Origin of the sequence: Lysobacter sp., assembly GCA_013141175.1 — a bacterium.
Lineage (GTDB): Bacteria > Pseudomonadota > Gammaproteobacteria > Xanthomonadales > Xanthomonadaceae > Lysobacter_I.
Genome location: JABFRN010000001.1, coordinates 3,711,316 through 3,735,628, shown reverse-complemented (window position 1 = coordinate 3,735,628; position 24,313 = coordinate 3,711,316). Strand labels below are relative to the sequence as shown.

The window sequence follows — 24,313 nt, the reverse complement described above, 5'->3', positions numbered from 1 at the left end:
TCGATGTTGCAATGCACAACATTCCCCGATTGCGCCGCGTCGCGGTTTGTGGTGTTTATTGCTACGGCCGTCGCAACGGCTGTCGCATTTTGCGACATGGAGGCACGATGTCCCGGATTCAAAGCAGCACGGATTTCTCGCAAGCGCGGCGCGCGTTCTTCGAGCGCGGCAATGTCGCGCCATCGGAAGTGCCTAAGACCATCCTGCAGTCGTGGCAGCGCTGCCGTCGCTTGGGCTTGCCCGCCGAAGGTTCGCCATCGATCGAACCGATTCCCGACGCGCGCCTGCGCGAGATGCGCGAACGCAACGAGCGGCTGTGGCGACTCGCCCGCGCGGAACTCGACAGCCTGTCCAGCGACGCCGATGCCAGCCGCAGCATCGTGGTGCTGACCGACGACACGGGATGGGTGCTCGACGCCGCCGGGCATCCGCAGTTCCTCGACAAGGCAGGACGCGTCGCACTGATGCCGGGCACCTGCTGGAACGAGGCGCAGGTCGGCACCAACGCCATCGGCACCGCGATCGTCGAACGCCGCGCAGTGGAAGTGCGCGGCAGCGAGCACTACCGCGCCACCCACGGCATCCTCACCTGCAACGCGACACCCATCCACGACCCGTACGGCCAGCTCGTCGGCGTGCTCGACATCACCGGCGACTCCCGCGCCCAGCATCTGCACGCGCTGGGACTGGTACGGATGGCGGTCGCGAATATCGAGCACCGCTATTTCGACGACGGCATCGACGACTGCGAACTGCTCCGCCTGCATCGCGATCCCACCCTGCTCGGCTCTGCGCGCGAAGGCCTGCTCGCCTTCCGCGCGGGCAAACTCGTCGCCGCGAATCAGGCCGGCCTGGCGCTGCTCGACCTGCAGCGCGACGATCTCGGCCATGCCACCTACGACGGATTGTTCGACGATGCGCTTTCGCTGCTGCGTCGCGATGGGGTGCTGCGCGATCGCTTCGGGCGTGCGCTGTTCGGGCGTATCGACGCAAGCGACACGGCGCGACGCATCGGCATACCCCCCGCACCGGCACGCAGCGCTCATGCCCACGGCACTGCCCGGCCGTCGATGCGCACCATCGATGCACCGCTCTTCGATGCCACCATCACCGCAGCGCTGGATCGCGCCTGCCGCGTACTCGATGCCGAATTGCCGGTACTGGTCGTTGGCGAAACCGGCACCGGCAAGGAGGTCTTCGCCCGCGAACTGCACCGCCGCTGCGCGCGGCACGGGCAGCCGTTCGTTGCGGTGAACTGCGCCGCGCTTCCGGAAGGCCTGATCGAAGCCGAACTCTTCGGTTACGAGGAAGGCGCCTTCACCGGCGCGCGCCGCCAGGGGAATCCGGGACTGCTGCGCCAGGCCAATGGCGGCGTGCTGTTCCTCGACGAAATCGGCGATATGCCGCTCGCGCTGCAACCCCGCCTGCTGCGTGTGCTGCAGGAACGCGAACTGTCGCCGCTGGGCGGCGGAAAACCGGTGAAACTCGATTTCGCCCTGATCTGCGCGACCCACTGCGATCTTGAAACCGCCATCGCCGAACGTCGCTTCCGCGCCGATCTCTACTATCGCGTCGCGCACCACATCGAACGGCTTGCGCCTCTACGCAATGCCGCGGATCGCGCGATGATCGTCGATGCGCTGTGGTCCGGGATCGCGCAGCACCGCTCGTTGACCAGCGAAGCTCAGCGCGCTCTTGCCGCGTACGCCTGGCCCGGCAACTGGCGCCAGCTCGTCGCGTGCCTGCGCACGCTCGTTGCGCTGCACGACGATGGCGCGAAAATCGGTATCGATGCCCTGCCCGGCTATTTGCAGACGCCAAGATCCGAGGCGATGGCATCATCGCCACCCGCCGGAGGCTTCGCGCAACTCGATGCCCTGGAAGAAACCGCGATGCGCGGAACGCTCGCCGCCTGCGACGGCAACGTCGCCCGTGCAGCACGATTGCTTGGCGTCAACCGCAGCACGCTGTACCGGCGGCTCGGCAAGCCGGAACGCACGCGCTGAACGCATGCTTCAGCGCATGGAAACCTTGCTTCTGGTTTCACTGGTGAGACTGCGCATATCGCCCAAACGTCTCACCAGCGTCTCTGTTCCGCTCGAGGTGATCGACAGTTTTTTGCCGATCCGCATGGAGGCGCGCAGCTTGACAGTCGCCTGCCTGCGATCGGGGGAAATCGAAACCGATTCGATCGTGTACTTGAATTCCGGCTCCACCCGGGTTTTTTCCACGAGCTTCTTCATCATCGTCATCGACTCGTCGACGGCTTTGCAGGCTTCCTGCCGTCCCATCTCGATCCGTTCCTCGCCGCGTGGCCCACGACTGACATCGACCATACGATACTTCAGGTCGTACATCGCGCACAGTTTCCTGGCATCGAAACGCCGCGTGGCATTGATGTTGTCCTGGTAATACTCGTAGACGAGAGCTTCGTCGATTTTCGACATTTTCGACCGCAGCATCTGTAGACCCAGGATCATTCCCAGGAATACGAACGCGATCACGACCATCTTCTTCATGACGAAATCCTTCCACCACCCCGTTCGCCGTTGCGTCGATCCTAACCGGACGAACGCTCGACTGGAAGCCCATCACGCCCACGCGATGGTTGCCGAGCCGCCCAAGTAGCTGCTGCGACAGGGGTTCTTGCGGCGAGTCAGCGCATGCTGGAGTTTCCCCATCTTCACTCGACTCCCGCCTGACGCCGATCGACGGTTGCATCGCGCGCCGGGCCCCGGAGATTGCGTAAACGAAACCCGGTATCGGGAAGATCATTGTGTATTCCATCTGTCGGCAAGCCTCGCCCCGCCGGATGGCGAGGCGAGGCTTGCGACATTCGGGCGGAAGCGCCTGCGCCCGGGGTGTTGTTGACTCGCTTCCCGACATTCAGCTCGTTGACGATCCGGCGCGGGACGGTGTCCGGACCGGGATACGGTTCAATCCTGCGACATGTAGAAGGCCATGGATGATCTTTTTCATGGAATGCTCGCGTTGTCATTTTCGAACGGAATTCAAGGAAATCCAGTCGAAACGCGCAGCCGTCAACAAAGGGAATACTGCCGAAGCGATGCTTTGATATCGAACCCGGATGCGCACCCGATCACTCCCACTCGATCGTCGCTGGCGGCTTCCCGGAAATATCGTAGACCACCCGCGAGATGCCCTTCAGCTCGTTGACGATCCGGCGCGAGACGGTGTCGAGAAAATCGTAGGGCAGATGCGCCCAGTGCGCGGTCATGAAATCGATGGTTTCGACCGCGCGCAGCGCGATCACCCATTCGTAGGCACGGGCATCGCCGACCACGCCCACCGACTTCACCGGCAGGAACACCGCGAACGCCTGCGAGGTCCTGTCGTACCAGTCGGCCTTGCGCAGTTCCTCGATGAAAATCGCGTCGGCCTGCGCCAGCAGTTCGGCGTATTCGCGCTTCACTTCGCCGAGGATGCGCACGCCCAGACCCGGGCCCGGGAACGGATGGCGATAGACCATCTCGCGCGGCAGGCCGAGTTCGACGCCGAGGCGGCGCACTTCGTCCTTGAACAGTTCACGCAGCGGTTCGACCAGGCCGAGCTTCATGTGCTCGGGCAGGCCGCCGACATTGTGATGGCTCTTGATCACATGCGCCTTGCCGGTCCTGCTGCCGGCGGACTCGATCACGTCGGGATAGATCGTGCCCTGCGCCAGCCACTTCGCATTGGCCAGTCGGTTCGATTCCTCGTCGAAGATCTCGATGAACAGACCGCCGATGATCTTGCGCTTGGCTTCCGGGTCGGCCACGCCAACCAGCGCATTGAAATAACGGTCGGCGGCATTCACGCGCACGACCTTCACACCCATGTGCTCTGCGAACATCGCCATCACCTGGTCGCCTTCCTTCCAGCGCAGCAGGCCGGTATCGACGAAGACGCAGGTCAGCTGTTCGCCGATCGCGCGATGTAGCAGCGCCGCGACCACTGAGGAATCGACGCCGCCGGACAGGCCGAGGATCACTTCGTCGCTGCCGACCTGCGCGCGCACGCGCGCGATCTGGTCGTCGATGATGTTCGCCGCCGTCCATAGCGCCTGACAGCCGCAGATGTCCAGCACGAAACGACGCAGCAGCGTCTCGCCCTGCTTGGTGTGGGTGACTTCGGGATGGAACTGCACGCCGTACCAGCGCCGCGCTTCGTCGGCCATCGCGATGATCGGCACGCTGTCGGTGCGGCCGGTGACGCTGAAACCATCGGGAATTTTCGTCACCCGATCACCGTGACTCATCCACACGTCGAGCCCTGCGCGGCCGAGGTGATCGGTCAGCGCCCCCAGCAGCCTGTCGTCGCCCAGCACTTCGACTTCGGCATAGCCGAATTCGCGGTGATGCCCGCCCTCGACGTGACCGCCGAGCTGCATCGCCATCGTCTGCATGCCGTAGCAGATCCCGAGGATCGGCAGGCCGCTGTCGAACACCTGCTGCGGCGCGCGCGGCGAGCCTGCCTCGGTCGTCGATTCCGGCCCGCCCGACAGGATGATGCCCTTCGGCGCGAATTTGGCGATGTCGGCCGGATCGTGGTCCCACGCCCAGATTTCGCAGTAGACGCCGATTTCGCGGATGCGCCGCGCGATCAGCTGCGTGTATTGCGCGCCGAAATCGAGGATCAGGATGCGGTGAGCGTGGATGTCGTCGCTGTGGATGTCGGCGTGAGTGCTGGTCATGTCTTCGGCAGTCGGAATGGGGAGCGGCGATGCCGTCCATGGCGGCACATCATCGGCATTCGGAGAGTCCAGCCCGGCCATCCATGGCCGCGCGTTCGGCAGGCCGCGCGGCAGTGCCGCGCAAGCGACCTGCCTCACCCCATCCGGTAATTCGGCGGCTCTTTCGTGATCTGTACATCGTGCACATGGCTTTCGCGCTGCCCTGCCCCGGTCACCTTCACGAACACCGGCTTCTTGCGCATCTCTTCGATGGTCGCGCTGCCGACATAGCCCATCGTCGCGCGCAGACCGCCAGCGAGCTGATGCACCACGTTCGCGAGCGGGCCGCGATACGGCACGCGGCCTTCGATGCCTTCGGGCACGAGTTTGTCTGCGTCGCTGGCGTCCTGGAAATAGCGGTCTTTCGAGCCCTTTTCCATCGCACCCAGCGAGCCCATGCCGCGATAGCTCTTGTAGCTGCGGCCCTGGAACAGTTCGGTTTCGCCCGGCGCTTCCTCGGTGCCGGCGAACAGGCCGCCGATCATCACCGTGGATGCGCCGGCGACGATCGCCTTGCCGATATCGCCCGAATAGCGGATGCCGCCGTCGGCGATCAGCGGGATGCGATCCTGCAATGCTTCGGCGACCATCGACACGGCGGTGATCTGCGGCACGCCCACGCCCGCAACGATCCGCGTGGTGCAGATCGAACCCGGGCCGACGCCGACCTTCACCGCATCCGCACCGGCATCCTCCAAAGCGCGCGCCGCATCGCCGGTGACGATGTTGCCGCCGATCACCTGCAGCTGCGGATAAGCCTTCTTCGCCCAGTTCACGCGGTCGATCACGCCCTGCGAATGACCGTGCGCGGTGTCGACGATGATCACGTCCACGCCGGCTGCGGCCAGCGCTTCGATGCGCGCTTCGGTATCGCCGCCGACGCCAACCGCCGCACCGACCAGCAGGCGCTCGCTGCCGTCGTAGGCCGCGTTCGGGTTGTCGCGCTTCTTCTGGATGTCCTTCACCGTGATCAGGCCGCGCAGCTCGAATGCGTCGTTGACCACCAGGACCTTCTCGATCCGGTGCTTGTGCAGCAGGGACAGCACTTCCTCGTCGCTGGCGCCTTCGCGCACGGTGATCAGGCGATCCTTCTTGGTCATGATGTGGTGGACCGGATCGTCGAGCTTGGTCTCGAAGCGCATGTCGCGCCCGGTGACGATGCCGACCAGCCGGCCGCCGTCGACCACCGGCACGCCGGAAATATTCCGCGCCCACGTCAGCTTCAGCACTTCGCCGATGGTGGTGTCGGGGCTGACCGTGAACGGTTCCTTGATGACCCCGGCCTCGAATTTCTTGACCTTGGCGACCTGCGCGGCCTGCTGTTCCAGGCTCAGGTTCTTGTGGACGATACCGATGCCGCCGAGCTGCGCCATCGCCACCGCCAGACGCGCTTCGGTCACGGTATCCATCGCCGCCGAAACGATCGGCAGGTTCAGGTGCAGATTGCGGGTGAGCCGCGTGGCGAGGGAAACGTCCTTGGGCAGGACGGTCGAGTGCGCGGGGACGAGCGAAACGTCGTCGTAGGTGAGCGCTTCAGCCTGGATGCGGAGCATGGCCGGTCCGGTGGGAATGAAGCGCGTCATTGTACTTCGTATGGGGTGCGCCTTGGCGCCCCGGACACCGCAAATAGGGTGCGCCTTGGCGCACCACGCTGCGGGCGCTGAAAAAAACCGGTGCGCAAGGCGCACCCTATGGGGCGATTTCGGCCGCCTCGGCGGCTTCGAGCGTGTTCTGCATCAGCGTGGCCACGGTCATCGGCCCCACGCCACCGGGGACCGGGGTGATCCAACTGGCGTGGGCAGCGGCTGCATCGAACTGCACGTCGCCGACCAGGCGGCCGTCTTCGAGGCGGTTGATGCCGACGTCGATCACCACCGCGCCGGGCTTCACCCAGTTGCCGGGGATCAGGCCCGGACGGCCGACCGCGACCACGAGGATGTCGGCCTCGCCCACGTGCCTGCGCAGCACATCCGCCGGGGTGAACTTGTGGCAGCTGGTCACGGTGCAGCCGGCGATCAGCAATTCCAGCGCCATCGGCCGGCCGACATGGTTGCTCACGCCGACGATGGTGGCGCTCTGCCCGCGCACCGCTCGGTCGGTGTAGGCCAGCAGCGTGGTGATGCCGCGCGGGGTGCATGGCCGCAGGCCGAACTGGCGCAGGGCCAGATGGCCGACGTTCTCGGGATGGAAACCGTCCACGTCCTTGCGCGGGTCGATGCGGTGGATCAGCCGGGTCGCGTCGGGAATGCCCGGCAGCGGCAGCTGCACCAGGATGCCGTGCACCGCCGGATCGGCGTTGAGACGGTCGATCAATGCCAGCAGGTCGGCCTCGGACGTCCCGGCAGGCAGGTCGTAATCGAAGGCGCGGATACCGACCTTCTGCGCCGCGCGGCGCTTGTTGCGCACGTAGGACTGCGACGCGGGGTCGCCGCCGACCAGCACCACCGCCAGCCCGGGGCGCAGATTGCCGGCCGCAACCCGCACATCGACCAGCGCTTTGAGGTCGTCGAGCAGCCGATCGGCGATACGTTTGCCGTCGAGGATCTTTGCGGTCATGAAGTTCGATCAGGATGACAGGACATCCTATTATCTCCGATGTCCCCACCGATAAGCCCGCCATGGACCCGCAGACCGTCACCGAACTCGAAGCCGCCGCCTTCCGCCGTCTGCGCGACCACTTGATGAACGCACGCCGCGATGTGCAGAACATCGACCTGATGATCCTCGCCGGCTTCTGCCGCAACTGCCTCGCGGACTGGTATCGCGAGGCTGCGAACGAGCGCGGCATCGAACTGGACAAGGACGCCGCCCGCGAAGCGGTCTACGGCATGCCCTTCGGCGAATGGAAGGCGAAATACCAGAAGGACGCGACGCCTGGACAACTGGCCGCTTTCGAGTCCGCACAGAAAGCGCAGGCACGTTGATGCGCAGGTCGGCGCATTGCCCCGTCGCGTATCGAAATCACGATGCGATGCAGTCATAATCCAGTGAGCTCCAACACCACACATTGGTACAGCCCTACCCGCAAAGGACGCGCGTATGTCTTACTTTTCGCATTTCACGGAATGCCAGCGTCTGGATACCGATCCGGACATCCGCGAGCACAAAGGCATCGTCTTGGCGGAAGGGCGACATAGTTGGTACAACGGTTACTACCACAAGGAACCGTTCCAGAAGCGGGTCAGGTATTCGTTCCCCGAACTCGACACGGTGAACGATCTTCCGGTCGACCGGCTGCACATCGGCAATTTCTGCCAGTTCGCATCCGGCACGACGTTCATGCTGGGCGGCAACCATGGCCACAGCATGGAAGCATTGACGCCGCACTCCTTCAACTTCCTGCCCAGCCCCGAATTCCTGTGGGCACCGACAGGCGACATCGTCATCGGCCATGACGTCTGGGTGGGCTATGAATCGATGATCATGTCCGGCGCCCGTATCGGCAACGGCGCCATCATCGGCGCGCGTGCAACCGTGACCAAGGACGTCCCACCGTATGCCATCGTCGTCGGCGCGAACCAGGTCGCCGGATATCGTTTCGACGAAACCGGCCGCGATCTGATGGAACGCATCGCATGGTGGCATTGGGACGAGGACCGCCTCAACGATGCCATGCCGCTGATCCAGGGCAAAGACCTGATGGCGCTCGCACGCTACGCAGGCCTGGCGATAGACTGAACAGCACGCACGCGTTTCGCGGGCATCTAGGAGAAGCGGATTGCGTTTGTTCCTGTGGATATTCGTCGCATCGACCACGCTTGCATATGCTGGCGCATGCTGGTTCCTGCACGCCAGGCAGCGGCAGATGATCTATTACGGTTGGACCACGACCATCGATGCGGCCGGCACCGATTTCGAACTGAAACGTCCCGACGCGACGCTACGGGGCTGGGTGTTGAACCGCGACCAGGCCGATCCGATCCTCTACTTCGGCGGCAATACCGAACGTATCGAAGCGAACCGCGAAGATTTCGTGCGCATGTTTCCCGGCCGCAGCGTCTATCTGGTCGCATATCGCGGCTACGGCGCCAGCACCGGCGAACCCAGCGAAGCCGCGCTGGTGCCCGATGCGCTCGCCGTCTTCGATGAAGTGCGGCGGCGGCATCCCGGCCAGAGGATCGCGGTGATCGGCCGCAGTCTCGGCAGCGGCATCGCCAGTCAGGTCGCTGGTCAGCGGCCGGTGGAGCGGCTGGCGCTGATCACGCCGTTCGACAGCATGATCGGCGCCGCAAAGGCGCACTATCCGATTTTCCCGGTGGGCTGGCTGCTGGACGAACGCTACGAATCGGCGAAAGCGCTGCGCACGTTCAATCGGCCGGTGCTGATCGTGCATGGCGGACGCGACGATATCGTCCCCGAGATCTGCACGAAACGCTTGATCGCCGCGCTGGCGATATCGCCGGAGGTCGTGCGCATCGATACCGCCGATCACAACGATATTTCGCTCCACGCGGCATTCGGCGAAGCCCTGTCGGCATTCATGTCGCGATGAGCGTCCGAAAAGCGAACGGATTCTATCTGTTCAATTTCAGCAGAGCCGCCCAGTCCTGACGATTGAAGTTGTGATCCTTTTCGTCCCCGATCTCGAACACCCGCGCATCGTCACCCTCCTTTTCCATCGGCAAAGACAGCAGCCCCCGCGCGTTGAGATTCAGTTTCCGCATCGTCACGCCATGAATGACATTGCCGCCGATCGCATAGAGCTTGCTGTCGCCGTCGATATCCACGCCGACCACGATGTCGCAATGCGAATCGAGCGGCTTGGCCGAGCCGCCGAGATATGCGAGCAATCCCCGGTAGCCGTAGACCCGGTTCTTTTCGCGCAGGTAACAGACCAGATCGCCCACTGACGGCTTTTCGGTGGCGGGATCGACCAGCCGATACGGTCCTTCGAGCGGGCGTCGCGCGGCGTCCCGGATGTAATAGTAATGCGACGAAGAAACGAGGAAATCCGATATTTCTGCGCTCTTCATGACATGCGAGACGAACACCGCCGACCATGGCACATCGATCAGGAAGGCGCGACAGGCGGCTTTTGCGGCCCAGTCCTGCGCGTCGCCGACGCAATCGGATGCACCATTTCTTCTCGCTTGCCCGCCCTGTTCGATCTGGGTCTTCTCCCAGCGAACGTTGTTGTCGAGCAGACCCGACGCCTTCCAGTAGTGCGCGACCCGACGCCACGCCGGCGTCTGTCCGTCGCCGAGCGTTTCCTTCTCGCCTTCCATGGCCGCGAGCCTGACGATGCGCCCCTGGGCATTGATGAACGGTCTGCGCCAGAGCGCGTGTTCATCGCATGCGATCTGCGCGATACGCACGGCAGATGCCGATGCCGCCATCTCGCGCGCGGGGAATTCGCAGACTTTAGCCGCTTCGACGCGGTGACACGCCATCGCCGATGCCGCCAGCACCAGGATCCGATACATCGCAAGTCGACTCATCGTTCGCTCCGCTCGTTTTTTCCGCCGCGCATATCGGCTGCTGCACGCTGCGGCACGACTATCCGCCGGCACAGAAGGCAGCGTAGTCGACATAACCCGGGAACGGCGTCCCGGGTGCGCAGATCGCACACCCCGGATCCGCCTGCAGACGCGTTTCGCGGAAGCGCATCGACAGCGCATCGAATTGCAGCAAGCGCCCGATCAGCGGATCGCCGATGTCCAGGATCAGCTTGATGGCTTCCGTTGCCTGGATCAGGCCGATCACGCCCGGCAGCACGCCGAGCACACCGGCTTCGGCGCAGTTCGGCGCGGCCTCCGGTGGCGGCGGCTCGGGGAACAGACAGCGATAGCACGGTGCGGTACCTCGACGGCGGCCGGCGTCGAACACGCTGGCCTGGCCTTCGAAACGATGCACCGCACCGTAGACCAGCGGCTTGCCGAGTTTCACGCAGGCATCGTTGAGCAGATAGCGTGCCGGAAAATTGTCGGCACCGTCGACCACGATATCGACGCCATCGAGCAGGCGTTCGACGTTCGCGCTGTTCACGCGCTCGGCGATCGTCTCGATGCGGGTGCGCGGATTCAGCGCCGACAGCGCGATCGCGGCGGAGTCGACCTTCGCGGTGCCGATGCGCGCGTCGGCATGCAGGATCTGCCGCTGCAGGTTGCTGCGGTCGACCACGTCGTCGTCTGCGATGCGCAGCATGCCGACGCCTGCAGCTGCGAGGTAATACGCGGCCGGTGAACCGAGCCCGCCGGCACCGACCAGCAGCACGCGCGCCGCCTCGAGTTTTCGCTGTCCTTCCAGTCCGACCTGCGGCAGGCGCAGGTGGCGCGAGTAGCGCTCGGCGAAATCCGCATCGACGTCATCCGCATCGATGCCGCCGACAGGTTTCACGATCGGCAAGGATTCCGCGATCCAGCGCTGCGTACCGCCAGCGACCGACGCGACGTTCGCGTAGCCCTGTGCGGCCAACGCTTCGGCGGTGCGCAGCGAGCGTATCCCGCTCTGGCAGATCAGCAGCACTTCGACGGCCTTCTCCGGCAAATGTTCCGCTGCGGCTGCGATCAGTTCGCCCATCGCGATGCCGTGCGCGCCATCGGCCATGCCCAGCGCGCGCTCGTGCGACTCGCGAACGTCGATCAGCACAGCGCCGCGGCGTTGGCGATCGAGGGCTTCCGACGGGGTGATATCAAAAATAGTCATGGGTTCGCGAAGTGTAATGCGGTCGACGCGAGTGCAGAGAAATGCCCGCTTTTTTCTCGATGCCGGACGCAATCAAGCAGGTCCTTCGCTGCGCTCGGGATGACAGGAAGGGTTTTCAATACGGCAGCACATCCACCGCACTCCCCGCCTCCAGCCTCTGCTCGCCTTCAGCCAGCACGATCAACGCATCGCTGTCGGCGGCGGCACGCATGCGATGCGAGCCGTCGGCGGGGTTGGGCTGTACGTGCAGTCGGCCTTCATCGTCGCAAGACAGACGGCCACGGAGGAATTCGAGGCGATCGTGCGTCTTCCGCCACGCCGTGTCGAGCCGTGCGCGCAAGCGCGGTCGTGGTTCGACTCGCCCCTGCAGGCCATCGAGCAGCGCACGGCCGAGGGTGAGATACGTCGCCAGGACCGACACGGGATTGCCCGGCAGGCACAGGAACTGCGCGTCACCGAGACGGCCGCCATCGGCGAACAGCACCGGCATGCCGGGTTTCATCCGCACCTTCCAGAAATGCACGATGCCTTCGGCCTGCAGCAATTCCGGGAGGTGATCCTTCTCGCCTGCGGACACGCCGCCGCAGGTGATCACCACATCGAAGGCATGCCCGGCATGGCGCAGACCCGCATCGATCGCGGCGGGATCATCGATCAGATTCGGCCACGCGACGGGCTCGAAGCCGTCGGCGCGCAGCAGGCCCATCAACAGTTCGCGATTGCTGTTGTACAGCTCGCCCGGCCGCAGCGGCAATCCGGGTTCGACCAGTTCATCGCCCGTGGTGAACACCGCGACCGTCGGCCGACGCGCGACTTCGAGGCGATCCATGCCCTGCCCTGCGGCCAAGGCGATCCGGCTCGGCGTGAGCATCTGTCCTGCAGCCAGCAAGGCATCCCCGACCTGCACATCCTCGCCTGCGCGGCGGACATGCTGGCCCGGTCGCGGGTTCAGCAGCATGCGCACGATGTCGCCATCGAGCCGGGTGTTCTCTTTCATCACGACGGTGTCGGCAGCAACGGGCAATGGCGCGCCGGTCGTGATACGCACGCATTCGCCGACGCCGACCGTCAGCGCCTGCGCCCGGCCTGCGAACTGCTCGCCGACCAGCGTCAGCGCCGACTCGCCTTCCGCATCGAGATCGGCATGGCGCAGCGCGAAACCATCCATCGCCGAATTGTCGAAACCCGGTTGCGGCAACCGCGCGGTCAACGGCTGCGCGAGCACCCGCCCGTGCGCCTTCGCAAGCGCGACACGCTCTGCGGGCATGCGTCGGCGTGCGGCGACTTCGCCGATGATGCGACGCGCCTCGTCGAAACCGATGCGGGTGGGAAAGCTCATGTCGATGGGATGTCCGTCGCGATGCCGGCGTTGTGGAGATCGTCCGGGGTGTTGAGATTACCGAATCGGAAGCCGGAGAAAACCACCCGGGTCATCTTCAATCGCGACTGCAGCGCATGGATGGCGCAATCGTTGGCCACGAGGGCTTCTTTGCAGGCGACGAGCAGTGCGTCGCAACGCCACAGCGCCACCAGCGGCTGCGCGCCATCGTCGTCGACCGCGAACGCGCCGTCTTCGCCACGCTGGCTCGCGAGCGTGCGCAAGAGACAATCGTTGGTCCCGATCAAGTCCACCGGCAGCGTGAACAACCAAGGGGTCGTACAGGCCGCCGCGAGCGTGTCGAGCGCACCGAGCGGGCCTGCGTCGGGTGTGCGGTCGGGGAGCGCAGCCAGACCATGCGCAGCGTAGCGGTCGAGATCGCGATTCGCCGATACCAGCAACGCGGCGGCCTCACCGGAAAACCGGCGTTGCCAGCGCAGGACCTGCGGCATGCCGTCGCGTTCGAGCCATGCCTTGTCGATACCGCCCAGACGCGAGGCCTTGCCGCCTGCGAGCAGACCGAGGGTGATGTCGCCGGGGGAGATGGGAGCTTTCACTTCGCGCGGGGAGCTGGCTTTCGACAGCCGGATGGAGGATCAGTCCGCTCTATTTGTTCTTCTTCACATGCCGCATCAGGCGACGACGTTTGGCTTGCTGGCCTTCGGTCAGGACGTTCTTCTTGTCCTTGTACGGATTCTCGCCTTCCTTGAACACGAAACGCACCGGGGTACCGACCAGTTTGAAACGTTTGCGGAAGAAGTTTTCCAGATAGCGCCGATAGCTCTCCGGCAAACTGCGCAAGCGCGAGCCGTGGACGACGAAGGTCGGCGGCATGTCGCCGCCCGGATGCGCGAAACGCATTTTCGACACGTGGCCGCGAACCGTCGGCGGCGGATTGGTTTCGTAGGCGACTTCCATCGCCACCGTGACTTCCGAGGTGCTGAACTGGCGCGTGGCCGAATGATGCGCGCGATGGATCGCCGCGAACAGTTCGCGCAGGCCGGAGCCGTGCTTGGCGCTGATATGCACCGCCTCGGCCCAGTTCACGAACGACAGCTTGCGCGACAGCAGGCCTTCGGTCTGTTCGCGCTGGTAGGTGCTCAGGCCATCCCACTTGTTGACCGCGACGACCAGCGCACGACCGGCATCGAGCACCGCGCCGAGCACGCTGGCGTCCTGATCGGTCACGCCTTCGGTGGCGTCGAGCATGATCACCGCGACCTGGCAGTGCTCGATGGCCTGCAGGGTTTTCACGATCGAGAATTTTTCGACCGCTTCCTCCACCCTCGCCTTGCGCCGGATCCCGGCGGTGTCGATGAGCCGGTATTTGCGGCCATCGCGCTCCAGATCGACGGCGATCGAGTCACGGGTGGTGCCCGGCACTTCGGACGCGATCATCCGCTCTTCGCCGAGCATGCGATTCACCAGCGTCGACTTGCCGACATTGGGGCGACCGACGAAGGCGATACGCACGCGCTCGGGATCGTTGTCCAGGATTGCGGAGTCGCCCTCGGCGGGCAGACGCGCCATCACATCGTCGAGCAGATGATCGATGCCGTGCCGGTGCGCGGACGAGATCGCGAGCACATCGGCGATGCCGTAGCGCGAGAATTCGGCCAGCGCGGCGCGGGCGTCGATGCCATCGGTCTTGTTGACGACCAGCACCACCGGGCGTGCGGTCTTGCGCAGCCAGCGCAGGATTTCGTCGTCCAGCGACGACGGGCCTTCGCGGCCATCGACGATGAACAAGACGAGATCGGCTTCCTCTGCTGCGGCGCGCGATTGCCGCGCGGTCGCACCAGCCAGGCCGGCGTTTTCCAGATGCGTGCTTTCGCCGGCGATGCCGCCGGTGTCGACGATCGCGAACGGCCGGTCTTCGACGAGACGGCAGACGCCGTAATTGCGGTCACGGGTCACGCCCGGCTCGTCGTGGACGAGCGCGTCGCGGGTGCGGGTCAACGCGTTGAAGAGCGTCGATTTACCGACATTGGGACGGCCTACGAGGGCAACCAGCGGCAGCATGGGATCGGATCGAAGTCGAGGAGGTTTGGATAGGGAAGCATGAAACAGGCGGCCCCGGGCAGTGAGACTACCCGGGGCCGCTGGAGAATGTCATCCGGGCCGGTTATTGCAGCCGATAGGCACCGAGATCGCCGGATGCGGTCTGTACGATCAGCACGCCATCGACCACGACCGGCGCAGCGCGCACGGGGTCGCGACCGACGCGGACGCGGGCACCGAAATCGCCGTTGTCCAGCCGCAGCCAGTGCAGATAGCCGTCGTAATCGCCGACAACCGCGAAATCGCCCTGCACCGCAGCGCCGGACAGCATGCGTCGGGCCAGACCGGCCTGCTGCCACATCGCCGAGCCGCCATTCTTGTCGAGCGCCCAGACCACACCCGCCGGATCGGCAACGATCACGCGATCGCTGGCGACGCCGACGCGACCCGCGCCGCCGTGATCCTGCGACCAGAGCGGACGGCCGCTGGGCGCATCGATCGCGAGCGTCTGCTTCTTGTAACTGGTGGCGAAGAGCGTGGCGCCATCGAGCGCCGGCGAGCCGTCGACGTCGGCCATGCGGTCGAGTTCGGTGCGGCCGTCGGGCAGACCGATCGCCTGATCCCACAGCGGACGACCATCGACGATGGACAGTGCAGCCAGCGTGCCGTCATCGTTGCCGACGAACACGAAGCCCGGACCGAGGACGGGCGCGTCATTGCCGCGGACGGTCAGCGACGGGAGATCGTGGTTCCAGAACCAGCGGCGCTGGCCGTTGGCTGCGTCGAACGCGGTGATGCGACCATCGTTCGAGCGCACCAGCACCGTGCTCTGGCCGATGGTCGGCGCGGCGATGATTTCGCTGTTGACCTTCGCGGTCCATTTCTCGGTGCCGGTCGCGGCATCCAGCGCGATCACATCGCCATCCAGCGTACCGACCACGACCAGACCTTCACCTGCCCCGGGACCGCCGGAGACGGACAACTTGGTCTTGTACTGCCATACGCTGGCGCCGGTCTGCAGGTCGAAAGCGCGGACACCGCCCTCGATGGCTGCCGCGTAGACACGACCATCGGCGACGGTGGGTGCCTGGACAACGCCGATGCGCGGTTCGCCGCTGCCAGCCTTTGCCGTCCACAAGCGCGAGACGGTGGTGGACGGCGTGAATTCGGTCAGCTCGGCAGGCTTGCTGGCGGCTTTCTTGGATTTGTCGCCGATCTCGAACCAGCCCTTGACGGTACTGCAACCGGACAGCGCGACCACGACGGTCAGGAAGGCGACGCGGAACATGACGCGTCCGCGCGAAATCGAATGGGGGTTCATCGTGTTCGGCTTGCTCAATGTGACGTGCTCAAGAGGCGGATTCGGGTTTGGGCGGCGTGCCGCCGGCCTGCGTCAGTTTCAGTTCGACGAGTCGGCGCTGCGGCGCCGCGACATCCAGCAAGGCCAGCGCCTTGGTGTAGGCATCGCGAGCCTGGTCCTTGCGGCCGAGCGCGAACAGCGCATCGCCGCGAACTTCCTGGGCGACGGCATCGTCCAGGCCAGTCAGCAATTTCAGTGCTTCTTCGTTCTTACCGGCATCCATCAGCAGCCGGGCGAGACGCTGCGAAACCACCGGTGCGATCACGGTGTCGTCGATCTTGATCGATCGCAGCGTGGCGATGGCGGCATCGCGCTGCCCGCCGTCGACCTGCGCCTTGGCCAGATCAAGCGCCGCAAGCGCGGCGAACGGGGTTTCCTTGAGGGCACCGGCCTTGGCCTGGGCTTCCTTGAGATTGCCGGATCTGATCTGCTCGACAACGATCTGGTAGTCGTTGCTGGCCTTCGTGCGCTTGGCATTGACCTGATCCTGCCACCAGAACCAGCCGTAGATCGCGGCCAATCCAAGGGCAACACCACCGATGAGGCCGGCGGCATTCTGGCGCAGCCAAGTGCGTACGCGTTCGCTTTGTTCGTGTTCGTCGAGGAGATCGTCGATCGCCATGGGTCGGTATCGTGTCTGTTGAGTGCGGCGGTGTCTGTGGAGGGTTTGGCGGAAACGCATCGCGCCGCGATATCGCCGCGACGTTGTAGCAAGCGGCGCCTGAATCCCGGCCGTCGGAACCGGCCATCGTCGGAAATGGCCGCCGTGCATGGAGAAGCATCGGCACTGCGACGGGATTGGTGGCGTGACGCGATGTTTCCTGATCGCTCCGACACGGATGGCAGGTGCGGGAAGCCCGGACTGTGCCGGGCCCCCTCAGCGATCGACCGGCTGGAGTGAGCCGTCAGAGGATACCGTAAAGCGCAGCACATTCGCTCGGATGTAAGGCGTCAGGTCGATCGCTTGACCGCGATACTGCATGGAGACGGCTTGGGCGTTGCCGAGGACCGCCTTGCCGACCTGCCCGGGTTTGAACACGCGCTGCTGTCCGGGCTGGACCAGTGTCTGCTCGATCACGGTGCCGTCCGGCGCGCTGACGCGGACCCAGCTTTCGCCACTGAAGGTGACCGACAGATCCGCGTTCGACACGGCGCGTTGCGGCATCGGCGGCGTGATCGAAGCGACCAGAGGTGCCGCCCGAGCAGCCGATGCGGTATCGACTTGCTGCGGTGTGGTCGCGCTCGGTGACATCCCCTGCTGCGGCAACGAAAGCGGCGCATCGGCATCGAGCGACACCGTGTCGACGGCGCTGTCGAGGTGCGAACGGGTCGCCAGCCACACCGGCACTGCGATCGCCGCGGTCAGGACCACATACACCAGACGCATCTTGGTCTGCTCGGCGACCAGATGCATTCTGGGCGTGTAGGTCTGCGGGACCAGTTCGGCCGGGGCATCGATCGGCATCGAGAGACTTTCGACAATCGCGTCCGCGGGAAGCCCCAGCAAGCGCGCGTAGCTGCGCAACTGTCCCCGGATGAAGACTGGCGCGCCGATACGGGCCCAGTCCTCGCGTTCGAGGGCTTCGATGGCGTAGGTCGGCATTTTCAGCTGCGACCCGACCTCGGATGGCGTCAGGCCGGCACGGATGCGGGTCTGGCGAAGACGTTCACCGATGCCACGAGCGCTCTCGGGCATGCCGGTCTCGGAGGATGTCATTGCGTGCTGCTCCCCAAAGCAAAGCGTCCTGCTGGTGCGAATACGACGCCCACCGAGGCGTCGGATCGGTGGATGAGGAGCAGCCGGTCATGCAGCGGCATGGACTGTCCCCGGTTCGTTGCCGCCCGCGCCGCGCCCCCCGCGCGATTCGAGCGTCTTGTTGAATTCGGCTTGGCGCCGGGTGCGATCGGCGACCTGCCCTTTCAGCTGGCCGCACGCCGCATCGATGTCGTCGCCGCGGGTGCGGCGGACCGGCGCGATCATGCCTGCGTCGTTGAGCTGTTTCTGGAACGCGCGGATCGCAGTCTCGTCCGGGCGCTCGAAACGCGTGCCGGGGAACGGATTGAACGGGATCAGGTTGACCTTCGCCGCGTCCTTCATCTGCACCGCGTTGTCGAACGCGCGCAGCAGGCGTACCAGTTCGCGCGCCTGCTGCGGCTGATCGTTGACGCCCTTCATCAGCGTGTACTCGAACGTGATCGAGGTGCCTTTCTTGCGCAGCGCGTAGCGCACGCAGGCGTCCATCAGTTCTTCGATCGGATATTTCCTGTTGAGCGGCACCAGTTGGCTGCGCAGTTCATTGTTCGGCGCATGCAACGACACCGCGAGCGACACGTCGCTTTCCACCGCGAGGCGATCGATCATCGGCACCACGCCGGCCGTCGACAGGGTCACGCGCTTGTTGGCTAGGCCATAGCCCAGATCGTCGCGCATCACGCTCATGGCGCGCACGACGTTGTCGAAATTGAGCATCGGCTCGCCCATGCCCATCATCACGACATTGGTGAGCTTGCGCTGTTTGTGCGGAACGTTGCCGAGGTGGCGAGCGGCCACCCAGACCTGGCCGATGATTTCGGCGGTCGACAGATTGCGGTTGAAGCCCTGGGTCGCGGTGGAGCAGAACTGGCAGTTCAGACCGCAGCCGACCTGCGAGGACACGCACAGCGTGCCGCGGCCCTTGTCGGGAATGTAAACGGTTTCGATCGCATTCTTGCCGTCCATGCCGAGCAGCCACTTGTGGGTGCCGTCTTCGGAAGGCTTGTCGAGCTGGACCAGCGGCACGCGCACTTCAGCGTGCGCTTCGAGCTTGGCGCGGAGCGCTTTGCCGAGATCGGTCATCTCGACGAAGTCGGTGACATGCCGGTGATGGATCCACTTCATCACCTGGTGCGCGCGGTAGCGCTTCTCGCCGAGCGTGTCGGCGAAGAAGCACTCCAGACCTTCGCGATCAAGGTCGAGCAGATTCTGCTTTTGCGCGACCTCGTTCATGGCATCAACGCGGGCACAGTTCCGTCGCCGCGAAGAAATACGCGGTTTCGATCGCTGCGTTTTCCAACGAATCCGAACCGTGCACGGCGTTCGCGTCGATCGAGGAAGCGAAGTCGGCGCGGATCGTGCCTGCGGCGGCTTCCTTCGGATTGGTGGCGCCCATCAGCTCGCGATTCTTGAGCACGGCGTTCTCGCCTTCCAGTACCTGGATCATCACCGGGCCCGAGGTCATGAATTCGACCAGCGCGTTGAAGAACGGGCGTTCGCGATGCACGGCGTAGAAGCCTTCGGCTTCCTTGCGCGAGAGATGCTTCATCTTCGCGGCGACGACCGTGAGACCGGCCTGCTCGAAACGCGAATAGATTTGACCGATGACGTTCTTGGCGACGGCATCGGGTTTGATGATCGAAATGGTGCGCTCCAGCGCCATGAGAAAAGTCTCCGGGGAGTAGTCGGCTGCAGTCGAGCGGCCGAAAGATAACATGAAGGGGAAGGAAAAACCCGCGTGTGGACGCGGGTTTAGCCGATTAGGCTGCAGAGGATTCTAACCCGGCGCGTGGTCTCCTTGCACCTTTGTCGACGGTCACGTTTTGCAGCCCGGCCCGGTTCGGTGTAGGCTCAAACAAGCGTTTGATTCAGCCAGTCGCCGCGAATCGCCTTTCGATGCCCTTCCCCGGACCCGGACCGATCCATGAGCAAAGCCCAGTTCTCGACCAAGGAAAGGATCCTCGACGCTGCGGAGACCCTCTTCGCCCAATACGGGTTCGGCGGCACATCGCTCCGCCAGGTCACCAGCCAGGCCGACGTCAACATCGCAGCGGTCAACTACCACTTCGGCAGCAAGGAAAATCTCGTCAACGAGGTCTTCCGCCGACGCATGGACGAAATGAGTGCGCAGCGCCTGTCGCAATTGCAGTCGGCCGTCGCGGCGGATCCGGCGGACCTCGACGCGATACTCGCCGCTTTCGTCGAACCGGCATTGGCGATGGCGCAGGACCGCCACGGCGGCGGCGCTTTCATCCGCGTGATCGCCCGCGCCTACGCCGAGAAGAACGACGGCCTGCGCCGGTTCCTGTCGGAACAGTACGGGCACGTGCTGCGCGAGTTCGCCAAGGCCATTTCCGGCTGCATGCCCGGCCTGAGCAAGGAAGAGTTGTACTGGCGACTCGACTTCCTGGCCGGGTCCCTGACCTACGCCATGGCCGACTTCGGCATGATCAAACGCCCGAGCGGCGTCGCCGAAACCGCGCATCGCCAGCGCGCCGCACAGGAACTGATCCGCTTCGCTTCGGCAGGTTTCAAGGCCGGCAAGATCAACTGACGGGCACATCATTCGTCCAGCTTTATTTCATTAAAAACCCAAACGTAATCAACAGGATATAGAACATGTCTCAGAAACCGCTTGTACGGCGTGCCGCGGTCCTCGGGGCCGGTGTCATGGGTGCGCAGATCGCCGCCCACCTGACCAACGCCGGCGTCGATACGGTGCTGTTCGATCTCGCCGCGAAAGAAGGCGACCCCAACGGCGTGGTGCTCAAGGCTCTCGCCAACCTCGGCAAGCTCTCGCCGGCGCCGCTGGCCAGCAAGTCGTTGGCCGAAGCGATCACTCCGGGCAACTACGACACCGGGCTGGAGCACCTGCGCGGCTGTGACCTGATCATCGAAGCGATCGCCGAGCGGATGGACTGGAAGCAGGATCTGTACAAGAAGATCGCCCCCTTCGTCTCCCCCAGCGCGATCCTCGCCAGCAACACTTCCGGCTTGGGAATCAACAAGTTGTCGGAAGTTCTTCCGGAAGAACTTCGTCATCGTTTCTGCGGCGTGCACTTCTTCAACCCGCCGCGTTACATGCATCTGGCGGAACTCATTCCGGCCAGGACCACCGAGCCGGCGGTGCTGGAAGGTCTCGAAACCTTCCTCACCACCACGCTCGGCAAAGGCGTGGTCTACGCCAAGGACACCCCGAATTTCATCGGCAACCGTATCGGCGTGTTCTCGATTCTGGCCACGATCCACCACACCCATGCGTTCAAGCTCGGCTTCGACGAAGTCGACGGCCTGACCGGCCCGCTGGCCGGTCGCCCGAAATCGGCGACTTACCGCACCTCCGATGTGGTCGGTCTGGACACCATGGCACACGTCATCAAGACGATGGCCGACACCCTGCCGGACGACCCGTGGCACAAATACTTCAACGCGCCCGCCTGGCTGGGTGCGCTGATCTCGAAGGGCACGCTGGGCCAGAAGACCGGCGCCGGCATCTTCCGCAAAGTCGGCAAGGACATCGTGGTCCTCGATCTGGAAAAGCAGGACTATCGCGCCTCGGACCGCGGCGCGGCGCCTGAAGTGGTCGAAATCCTGAAGATCAAGAACCCGGCGGACAAGTTCGCCAAATTGCGCGAGAGCGCGCACCCGCAGGCGCAGTTCCTGTGGGCCATGTTCCGCGACTTGTTCCACTACAGCGCCTACCATTTGGCCGATATCGCCGACACCGCGCGCGACGTGGATCTGGCCATCCGCTGGGGCTACGGCTGGGCGCTCGGTCCGTTCGAGACCTGGCAGGCCGCCGGCTGGAAGCAGGTGGCGCAGTGGATCGCCGATGACATCGCTGCCGGCAAGGCGATGAGTGACGCCCCGCTCCCGGCATGGGTGCTGGACGGCCGCGATGGCGTGCATGCCGCCGACGGCAGCTTCAGCCCGGCGAAATCGGCCAATCTGCCGCGTTCGGCACTGGCGGTGTACAAGCGCCAGCGTTTCCCCGATCCGCTGCTGGGCGAGCGCTTCGCGCCCGGCGAAACCGTGTACGAAAACGACGGCGTGCGCCTGTGGCACGACGGCGACGGCGTGGCCGTGGCCTCGTTCAAGACCAAGATGCACACGGTCAACGACCATGTGCTCAACGGCCTGCAGGAAGCCATCGCGATCGCCGAACGCGATTTCCGCGGCATGGTGATCTGGCAGCCGAAAGAGCCGTTCTCGGCCGGTGCCGATCTCTCCGGCGCGCTCGGTCTGCTCCAGGCCGGCGACGTGAAAGGCTTCGAGGCGATGGTCGCCAACTTCCAGGCCACCAGCCAGCGGATCAAGTATTCGCTGGTGCCGGTGATCGGCGCGGTGCGCGGCCTCGCCCTTGGCGGCGGCTGCGAGTTCCAGATGCATACCGCCCGTACCGTAGCCCATCTCGAAAGCTATATCGGCCTGGTGGAAGCCGGCGTCGGTCTGCTGCCGGCCGGTGGCGGTCTGAAGGAGTTCGCGGTCCGCGCTTCGCAGGCGGCGGGGCCGGGCGGCGACGTGTTCGCCCAACTCAAGCCGCTGTTCGAGAATGTGGCGATGGCCAAGGTGTCGGCCTCGGCGGTCGAAGCGAAGGAAATGGGCCTGCTGCGCAAGGACGACGTGGTCGCCTTCAATGCCTACGAACTGCTGCATATCGCCAAACAGCAGGCGCTTTCGTTGGCCGAATCCGGCTACCGACCGCCGATGCCCGCACGCCGTATCCAGGTCGCAGGTGATGTCGGTATCGCCACCTTCAAGATGATGCTGGCGAACATGCTGGAAGGCCGCTTCATTTCGCCGCACGACGCCGAAATCGCCACCCGCATCGCCACGGTGATGTGCGGCGGCAACGTGGATCGTGGCGCGCTGGTGGACGAAGAGTGGCTGATCCGCCTGGAACGCGAGCATTTCGTCGCATTGGCGCAGATGCCGAAGACCCAGGCCCGGATCAAGCACATGCTTGAAACAGGCAAACCTTTGAGGAACTGAGATTCGAAGTAGACGATCCGGGCTCGCAGACATGCAGCCCGGATCTCCGCCGAATCCTTTCAACACGAATCTCGAATCCGGAGTCAATCCATGAGCAAGCAAATCCAGGACGCCTACATCGTCGCCGCCACCCGCACGCCGGTCGGCAAGGCTCCCAAAGGCGTTTTCCGCAACACCCGTCCCGACGACATGCTGGCGCACGTGCTGCGCAGCGTCGTCGCCCAGGCGCCAAGCATCGACCTTGCCCGCATCGACGACGCCATCATCGGCTGCGCGATGCCCGAGGGCGAGCAAGGCATGAACGTGGCGCGTATCGGCCTGCTGTTGGCCGGCCTGCCGAACACCATCGCTGCGCAGACCATCAACCGTTTCTGCTCGTCGGGCCTGCAGGCGGTGGCGATGGCTGCCGACCAGATCCGCCTCGGCAACGCCGACCTGATGCTCGCCGGCGGCACCGAATCGATGTCGATGGTACCGATGATGGGCAACAAGATCGCGATGGCGCCGAGCGTGTTCGACAACGATCACATCGCCATCGCCTATGGCATGGGCATCACCGCCGAGAAGGTCGCCGAGGAGTGGAAGGTCTCGCGCGAAGACCAGGACGCCTTCGCCCTCGCCTCGCACCAGAAGGCCATGGCCGCAATCCAGGCCGGTGAGTTCCGCAGCGAAATATCGCCGTACGAAGTGGTCTCGCGTATCCCGGATCTCGCCGGCAATGCCGTGCACCTGAAGAAGGCGCTGATCGAAAACGATGAAGGCCCGCGACCGGATTCGTCGATCGAAGGCCTGACCAAGCTCAAGCCGGTGTTCCGCAATGGCCAGTTCGGCGGCACGGTCACCGCCGGCAACAGTTCGCAGATGAGCGACGGCGCCGGCGCGGTGTTGTTGGCTTCGGAACAGGCGATCAAGGACTACGGCCTTACCCCGCTGGCCCGTTTCGTCAGCTTCTCGGTCGCGGGCGTGCGCCCGGAAGTGATGGGCATCGGCCCGATCGCCGCGATTCCGAAAGCGCTCAAGCAGGCGGGTCTGAGCAAGGATCAGTTGGACTGGATCGAGCTCAACGAAGCCTTCGCTGCGCAGGCACTGGCGGTCATCCGCACCTGCGAGCTCGACCCGGGCAAGGTCAATCCGCTCGGCGGCGCGATCGCACTGGGACACCCGCTCGGCGCGACCGGTGCGATCCGCACCGCGACGATCGTGCACGGCATGCGTCGCCGCCAGCAGAAATACGGCATGGTGACGATGTGCATCGGCACCGGCATGGGCGCGGCAGGGATCTTTGAAGCGCTCTGATCCTGCGCCCGGCCACGTTTCCGCGATTCAGAACGGGGTGCGATCACGCGCCCCGTTTCTTTTTTACGACCGATGCAGGCGTTAGCGCACGTTTGGCCGAACGCGTGCGTCGAATCAATGCGTTGAAGGCCATGTCGGAAGCGGCAACAGCCGCCA

At 64.6% G+C, this 24,313-nt stretch carries 21 protein-coding genes; 7 read left to right on the top strand and 14 right to left on the bottom strand.

Translation table 11 applies throughout. From position 1 onward, the window contains the following. Positions 1 to 107: 107 nt before the first annotated feature. The gene (locus HOP03_16460; GenBank protein NOT89750.1) at positions 108 to 2,006 is read left to right on the top strand and encodes a sigma-54-dependent Fis family transcriptional regulator; all 1,899 of its coding nucleotides are present in this window, start codon (positions 108 to 110) and stop codon (positions 2,004 to 2,006) included. Positions 2,007 to 2,015: 9 nt separating this feature from the next. Here the strand turns inward: HOP03_16460 and HOP03_16455 are convergent, their stop codons facing one another. The 4 genes from HOP03_16455 to folD form a co-directional block, all read right to left on the bottom strand. Beyond that, the gene (locus HOP03_16455; protein ID NOT89749.1) at positions 2,016 to 2,519 is read right to left on the bottom strand and encodes a hypothetical protein; all 504 of its coding nucleotides are present in this window, start codon (positions 2,517 to 2,519) and stop codon (positions 2,016 to 2,018) included. 581 nt (positions 2,520 to 3,100) lie between these two features. After that, complete coding sequence (gene guaA / locus HOP03_16450) at positions 3,101 to 4,693, bottom strand: glutamine-hydrolyzing GMP synthase (protein NOT89748.1); 1,593 nt, start codon at positions 4,691 to 4,693, stop codon at positions 3,101 to 3,103. 134 nt (positions 4,694 to 4,827) lie between these two features. After that, positions 4,828 to 6,285, bottom strand: coding sequence for an IMP dehydrogenase (gene guaB, locus HOP03_16445; GenBank protein NOT89747.1), 1,458 nt, complete (start codon positions 6,283 to 6,285; stop codon positions 4,828 to 4,830). A gap of 136 nt (positions 6,286 to 6,421) precedes the next feature. Then, on the bottom strand, positions 6,422 to 7,288 hold the full coding sequence (gene folD / locus HOP03_16440; GenBank protein ID NOT89746.1) for a bifunctional methylenetetrahydrofolate dehydrogenase/methenyltetrahydrofolate cyclohydrolase FolD: 867 nt from the start codon (positions 7,286 to 7,288) through the stop codon (positions 6,422 to 6,424). 62 nt (positions 7,289 to 7,350) lie between these two features. Here folD and HOP03_16435 point away from each other — a divergent pair, with 62 nt between their 5' ends. From HOP03_16435 to HOP03_16425, 3 genes are all read left to right on the top strand, one after another. After that, on the top strand, positions 7,351 to 7,656 hold the full coding sequence (locus tag HOP03_16435) for a DUF1244 domain-containing protein (protein ID NOT89745.1): 306 nt from the start codon (positions 7,351 to 7,353) through the stop codon (positions 7,654 to 7,656). 115 nt (positions 7,657 to 7,771) lie between these two features. Continuing rightward, the gene (locus HOP03_16430) at positions 7,772 to 8,410 is read left to right on the top strand and encodes a CatB-related O-acetyltransferase (GenBank protein ID NOT89744.1); all 639 of its coding nucleotides are present in this window, start codon (positions 7,772 to 7,774) and stop codon (positions 8,408 to 8,410) included. Positions 8,411 to 8,450: 40 nt separating this feature from the next. Continuing rightward, positions 8,451 to 9,224: an alpha/beta hydrolase gene (locus HOP03_16425; GenBank protein NOT89743.1), complete on the top strand. Its 774-nt coding sequence runs from the start codon at positions 8,451 to 8,453 to the stop codon at positions 9,222 to 9,224. Positions 9,225 to 9,246: 22 nt separating this feature from the next. Here HOP03_16425 and HOP03_16420 read toward each other — a convergent pair whose 3' ends face one another. From HOP03_16420 to ndk, 10 genes are all read right to left on the bottom strand, one after another. Then, positions 9,247 to 10,170: a DUF2272 domain-containing protein gene (locus tag HOP03_16420; GenBank protein ID NOT89742.1), complete on the bottom strand. Its 924-nt coding sequence runs from the start codon at positions 10,168 to 10,170 to the stop codon at positions 9,247 to 9,249. A 58-nt stretch (positions 10,171 to 10,228) separates the two neighbouring features. Further along, entirely contained in the window at positions 10,229 to 11,377 is a 1,149-nt protein-coding gene (gene moeB / locus HOP03_16415) for a molybdopterin-synthase adenylyltransferase MoeB (GenBank protein ID NOT89741.1), read from the bottom strand. Between the two features lie 115 nt (positions 11,378 to 11,492). After that, positions 11,493 to 12,716 (bottom strand): molybdopterin molybdotransferase MoeA, encoded by a 1,224-nt coding sequence (locus HOP03_16410; protein ID NOT89740.1) that lies wholly within the window; start codon positions 12,714 to 12,716, stop codon positions 11,493 to 11,495. Continuing rightward, positions 12,713 to 13,300 carry a molybdenum cofactor guanylyltransferase gene (locus HOP03_16405; protein NOT89739.1) on the bottom strand — a complete coding sequence of 196 codons (588 nt, stop codon included), beginning with the start codon at positions 13,298 to 13,300 and terminating at the stop codon, positions 12,713 to 12,715. The genes HOP03_16410 and HOP03_16405 overlap by 4 nt, the downstream gene beginning before the upstream one ends. Positions 13,301 to 13,361: 61 nt before the next feature. Beyond that, the gene (der, locus tag HOP03_16400) at positions 13,362 to 14,777 is read right to left on the bottom strand and encodes a ribosome biogenesis GTPase Der (protein NOT89738.1); all 1,416 of its coding nucleotides are present in this window, start codon (positions 14,775 to 14,777) and stop codon (positions 13,362 to 13,364) included. 103 nt (positions 14,778 to 14,880) lie between these two features. Continuing rightward, positions 14,881 to 16,044, bottom strand: coding sequence for an outer membrane protein assembly factor BamB (gene bamB, locus HOP03_16395; protein NOT89737.1), 1,164 nt, complete (start codon positions 16,042 to 16,044; stop codon positions 14,881 to 14,883). A gap of 61 nt (positions 16,045 to 16,105) precedes the next feature. Continuing rightward, positions 16,106 to 16,738, bottom strand: coding sequence for a tetratricopeptide repeat protein (locus tag HOP03_16390; GenBank protein NOT89736.1), 633 nt, complete (start codon positions 16,736 to 16,738; stop codon positions 16,106 to 16,108). A gap of 255 nt (positions 16,739 to 16,993) precedes the next feature. Further along, entirely contained in the window at positions 16,994 to 17,833 is an 840-nt protein-coding gene (locus HOP03_16385; protein ID NOT89735.1) for a helix-turn-helix domain-containing protein, read from the bottom strand. Positions 17,834 to 17,920: 87 nt separating this feature from the next. Then, complete coding sequence (gene rlmN, locus HOP03_16380; protein ID NOT89734.1) at positions 17,921 to 19,102, bottom strand: 23S rRNA (adenine(2503)-C(2))-methyltransferase RlmN; 1,182 nt, start codon at positions 19,100 to 19,102, stop codon at positions 17,921 to 17,923. A 4-nt stretch (positions 19,103 to 19,106) separates the two neighbouring features. Beyond that, positions 19,107 to 19,532, bottom strand: a complete 426-nt coding sequence (gene ndk / locus HOP03_16375) for a nucleoside-diphosphate kinase (GenBank protein NOT89733.1) — start codon at positions 19,530 to 19,532, stop codon at positions 19,107 to 19,109. Positions 19,533 to 19,793: 261 nt separating this feature from the next. Here ndk and HOP03_16370 point away from each other — a divergent pair, with 261 nt between their 5' ends. The 3 genes from HOP03_16370 (at position 19,794) to HOP03_16360 (ending at position 24,157) form a co-directional block, all read left to right on the top strand. After that, positions 19,794 to 20,423 (top strand): TetR/AcrR family transcriptional regulator, encoded by a 630-nt coding sequence (locus tag HOP03_16370; protein NOT89732.1) that lies wholly within the window; start codon positions 19,794 to 19,796, stop codon positions 20,421 to 20,423. A gap of 65 nt (positions 20,424 to 20,488) precedes the next feature. Next, on the top strand, positions 20,489 to 22,861 hold the full coding sequence (locus tag HOP03_16365) for a 3-hydroxyacyl-CoA dehydrogenase/enoyl-CoA hydratase family protein (protein NOT89731.1): 2,373 nt from the start codon (positions 20,489 to 20,491) through the stop codon (positions 22,859 to 22,861). Positions 22,862 to 22,951: 90 nt separating this feature from the next. Continuing rightward, on the top strand, positions 22,952 to 24,157 hold the full coding sequence (locus tag HOP03_16360; GenBank protein ID NOT89730.1) for an acetyl-CoA C-acyltransferase: 1,206 nt from the start codon (positions 22,952 to 22,954) through the stop codon (positions 24,155 to 24,157). The last annotated feature ends 156 nt before the right edge of the window (positions 24,158 to 24,313 follow it).